This window comes from Acinetobacter sp. UBA3132 (assembly GCF_002364825.1).
GTDB lineage: Bacteria > Pseudomonadota > Gammaproteobacteria > Pseudomonadales > Moraxellaceae > Acinetobacter > Acinetobacter schindleri.
The window spans coordinates 1-4,381 of sequence record NZ_DEZM01000191.1; the positions used below are offsets into that span (position 1 = coordinate 1).

At 41.5% G+C, this 4,381-nt stretch carries 5 protein-coding genes and 2 tRNA genes; 4 read left to right on the forward strand and 3 right to left on the reverse strand.

From position 1 onward, the window contains the following. Positions 1-19: 19 nt before the first annotated feature. The 4 genes from B4033_RS10290 to B4033_RS10305 all read left to right on the forward strand — a co-directional run bounded on the left by B4033_RS10290 (position 20) and on the right by B4033_RS10305 (position 3,400). The gene (locus tag B4033_RS10290) at positions 20-541 is read left to right on the forward strand and encodes a chorismate--pyruvate lyase family protein (protein ID WP_286833685.1); all 522 of its coding nucleotides are present in this window, start codon (positions 20-22) and stop codon (positions 539-541) included. Between the two features lie 6 nt (positions 542-547). Further along, a complete protein-coding gene (gene ubiA / locus B4033_RS10295; protein WP_163168416.1) occupies positions 548-1,429 on the forward strand; it encodes a 4-hydroxybenzoate octaprenyltransferase in 882 nt (293 codons plus the stop codon). Between the two features lie 120 nt (positions 1,430-1,549). Further along, entirely contained in the window at positions 1,550-3,007 is a 1,458-nt protein-coding gene (locus tag B4033_RS10300) for an alpha/beta hydrolase family protein (RefSeq protein ID WP_004810580.1), read from the forward strand. Between the two features lie 126 nt (positions 3,008-3,133). After that, positions 3,134-3,400: a hypothetical protein gene (locus B4033_RS10305; protein ID WP_008303677.1), complete on the forward strand. Its 267-nt coding sequence runs from the start codon at positions 3,134-3,136 to the stop codon at positions 3,398-3,400. An 18-nt stretch (positions 3,401-3,418) separates the two neighbouring features. On the opposite strand, the gene B4033_RS10310 is transcribed toward B4033_RS10305, so the two are convergent. The 3 genes from B4033_RS10310 to B4033_RS10320 form a co-directional block, all read right to left on the reverse strand. Further along, positions 3,419-3,862 (reverse strand): DUF2726 domain-containing protein, encoded by a 444-nt coding sequence (locus B4033_RS10310; protein WP_026056769.1) that lies wholly within the window; start codon positions 3,860-3,862, stop codon positions 3,419-3,421. Between the two features lie 59 nt (positions 3,863-3,921). Beyond that, a tRNA-Asn gene (locus B4033_RS10315) sits at positions 3,922-3,997 on the reverse strand. 6 nt (positions 3,998-4,003) lie between these two features. Further along, a tRNA-Asn gene (locus B4033_RS10320) sits at positions 4,004-4,079 on the reverse strand. Positions 4,080-4,381 lie beyond the last annotated feature (302 nt).

Below are 4,381 nucleotides of genomic sequence, written 5' to 3' on the forward strand. Positions count from 1 at the left end.
GTTATCGCCAAGACAGATAATGCCTGATCATGAAGTTGGGAATGTTGTGAGTTTAAAATTTAAGAATCAGCCTAGACAGCAAATACCAGCTGTATTTCGGGAATGGCTATATGCATCAGGATCATTAACCCAGCAATTAACTGATTTGGCAGATAGGCAATTTAGGGTGCAGCCATTAAAAGAACATTTTCAGCGTTTAAGCTTTGAAAATGCCAGCTGGATGGGGATGCCACATCAACATACCTCTTGGGTGCGGGAAAGCTATTTATATGGTTGTGATGAACAACCTTGGGTGAAGGCTAGAAGTATTTTCCCGATTTTAAGCCTGCAAAAACGGGCACGGATTTTTCAGCATATTGGATCGAAGCCGATTGGCTGGCTGTTATTCCAGCGTACCAATCCGCATTGTGAGCGTCGTGTGATTTATCTTGAAGATGGGTGGACCCGCCAGAGCTGTTATACTTGGCATGGCTGTAAATTTATCGTACAAGAAACATTTTTACCGGCTTTCCAGCAATATATAGAACATCAACAGGCTTAATTTGATATGGCAACTGCACAAGCAATTAACTGGCGTGAACGTCTGAGCGCCTATTATTATCTTTGTCGTTTTGATAAGCCCATTGGCACAGAACTGGTTTTTTGGCCCACCATGTGGGCACTTTGGGTGGCTGCAAAGGGAATACCTGATCTGAGTATTCTGGTGCTAATGATTCTTGGTGTCATCTTTATGCGTGCAGCAGGTTGTGCCATTAATGACTTTGCCGACCGAAAGGTGGATGCACATGTGGAGCGAACAAAAACACGTCCACTGGCAACTGGAATCATTAGTGGTAAAGAAGCAGTAATGGTATTCCTGGTGCTGGTGGCTGCTAGTGCCTGCTTGCTGTTCTTCTTACCGATTGAAACGTTCTATTGGTCATTTGGGGCTTTATTTCTAGCTTTCATTTATCCTTTTATGAAACGCTATACGCATTTACCGCAGGTATTCTTGGGTGCGGCATTTTCATGGTCCATTCCCATGGCTTATACCGCAGTAGGCCAGACACCAGATTTAACCTGTTGGCTTTTATATTTTGGTAATCTGGCCTGGACTGTAGCATATGACACCCAATATGCGATTACGGATCGTGAATATGATCTTAAAATTGGGGTGAAATCGACAGCTATTTTATTTGGCCAGCATGACATTCAAATTATTAGTGCTTTACAGGCCGTTAGTATTGGGTTGATTGCTGCGGCACTTTGGCTGGAAAATTTATTGCTTCCATTTGGTCTGGCTGCACTCATTGTTGTAGCTATTGATTTTATTTACCAATGGTACAAAACACGTGATCGAGATCCTCAATGGTGTTTTTGGGCATTTCGTCACAATCGCTGGATTGGCTTGTTAATTTTTTGCGGTATTTTTATGGCTTTGGTCGTTTAAAGATATTTATCTTAAAAGTTAATTTGGCATAAAGCATCCTATTCGGGTGCTTTTTTTTATGCCTTAATGGAGCTTGCATGTAGTTTCATGCTTAAAAATAATGATTAAAAAGGATATCTTATGAAATTTACAAAAATAGCAGTTGCATTGGCAGTTTCTGTTTCCATGCTGTCGTTAACAGCGTGTAATGATGATAATGACTCATCTATTTTGACTCAGAAACCAACATTTATCTCAGAAGCTAATTATGCTTTGGATAGTGTCGATAGTAGCTCATCGATCAAGGTGATGACTTATAACATGACCAATGTACAGGGGAAAACAGCAGAAGCAACGGCTTTGGTATTGTTTCCTGATGCGCCGCAGCCTAAAGATGGCTATCGAATTGTAGTTTGGGAACATGGGACTGTGGGTGCGGGGGATGATTGTGCGCCGAGTAAGAATGTTATTCACCCTCGTTTTAAAATATTAGCCAATAGTTTATTAGCAGCAGGTTATGTCATTGTTGCACCTGACTACGAGGGGCTAGGTACAAAAGGTGTACATCCTTATCTAAATTTATCTAGTGCAGCACAATCAGCAATTTTTGCTGTTAAAGCAGCGAAAGCTCATTATGGTACAAAGCTGAATGGTGAATGGATGTCGATTGGTCAATCACAAGGCGGACATGCATCATTAGGCACAGCAGAATTTGCCAATGCAGATACCAGTTATAAGGGAGCAGTTGCAGGTGCACCAGCCTCAAGTTTAGGTCAAATTATTCAGATTTATCTTGATCCGAATTTAAATGTTGATACGAATGGTCAGCCTAAAGCGCATGGACTGAATCGATTGGATGAGCAGTTAATGCAAGTGCGTTATGCAGTAAGTATGGGACAGCTAACGGGTGCACAAGGGCAAATGCTTATCAGTCAAATTGCAGATGGATATGCAGAGCTTTTAGCTTATGCGGCATTAACCAGTTCAGGTATTAAGGCGTATGAACCCAATTATGATTTGAAAAATATCTTTACTGCAGATGCGGGCGTGATTGCAGAGCAAGCCTATGGTCGTACTGGTGATGAGGGGGTGTGTTTAAGTTATTCAGACCCGAACAGTGCAAATGGTCTACAAGAACAGTTTAAAGCTGGGGTGCTTGAATTCTTAAAAGATTCAAATCATATGATTTCTCAGTATGGAATTAATTTAAATAAAATCCAAACAGATCCAGTGGTTCAGAAATTCTTGCTTGATAATCAGCCTGCAACTAACGCAACTGCGGCTAAAGTGATTAAAACACCAGTTTATATTATTCAGGGTGCAAATGATCAGGCTGTATTGCCACCTGTTACTCAAGCATTGGTTGCTAATATGAAATTACAGGCAACCAAATATTTCCCACAAGCCGACTATTCAAGTAAATATGAGTTGGATGTTGTGCCAAATGCGAGTCATACGCAAGCGATTGTGTGTAGAAATGAAAAAGCTATCGATTTTATTCAAGCCCACATGCCTGCAGGAACTGGCATCGTACTAACTAGTGCGCAGAAAGATGCAAGTACCAGTCCGCATTGTACAGGCGCTGCAACAACCAATTAATTTATTAGTTGATTCAAAAAAAAGGAGCTTCGGCTCCTTTTTTATTTGTTATCTTGCTAAGTCTTGAGCAATCATCTGAGTTTGTTATAGTGGCTCAAGATTTTAGGTCAAGAGTATAGGTTTGTTATGTCGCAACAGACAAAAACCCGCAGTGTCAAGAAACTGGTTATTTTTGGAACCCTGGCTTTATGTATTCCAATCTTTTTGGTCACGATGGCATTTCTAGCTGTAAATAGTGATGCCAAAAATCAGGAAAAGTATAAACAGCAGCAGGCTGAAATGATCGCCCGAATTGAAGCACGTGAGGCAGCTGAGAGAAAGCAGGCAGTGGAACGGCAAGCGAATGCTGAAACAGACGTGCAGGCAGCCTCAGAAGCCAATATTCAGCAATAAGTATTTTATATAAATTTATTATCTTAAATCCCGTTGTAGTTGTCTGATGCTCGGTATTTCCGTGTATCGGACAACGGTATAGCCTGCTGCAATCAGCATGGCATCGCGTTCAGCATCTTCCTTTTCTTTGCCAAAATGACTCGGATCATCGAGCTCTACAATTGCAACGACATTATATTCCCGGTCCATCACTACAAAGTCAGTCACCTTGCGATTGAATTTACTCCGCATATTCATCTGGTCATGAGTAATCAAGGCACTGAAAGCAACTTGTGCCAAAATATGATGATGGGGAAAAGCATCTTTCAGACGAGTAAACATCCTGCTTTCAAAGGCAGTAATGACACGTTTGGGGTAAAATTTTTGCTGGCGGGTAAACAGGTGCGGGAAGAGCAGGCAAAATAAGGCGAAACTTGCCAGACAGCCAATCACAAAAAAAATAATCTGACTCAAATGAAACACAGCAGAACTTAGGGCAAATAAAAAACCCACTTCATAATGAGTGGGTTCTTCGAGAATCCTGGCTCTCCCACCTGGGCTCGAACCAGGGACCTGCGGATTAACAGTCCGTCGCTCTACCGACTGAGCTATGGGAGAATAGATTGGCTCTCCAACCTGGGCTCGAACCAGGGACCTGCGGATTAACAGTCCGTCGCTCTACCGACTGAGCTATTGGAGAATCTGAAAGCGATTATAGAGAGATTTGAAAAGGGGTCAAGGCACTTTTAGAAAAAAGCTGCAGAAATTGAATCAAGTGTTTTAAAAATAGTCGAAAAGGTTTTTAGTTCAAACTGTTATCTTTAGGTAAAACAGGCCAGCAGTCAGATTTTAATAAGCCTTAACTTATAAAGGATCTGAAACGTCGGAAATGATATGGCACAGTGCATACAGATCAACACGATTTAAATTTAAAAATATAGATATAAAAAAAAGCCCACTTCGCAATGAGTGGGCTTTCTGGAATCCTGGCTCTCCCACCTG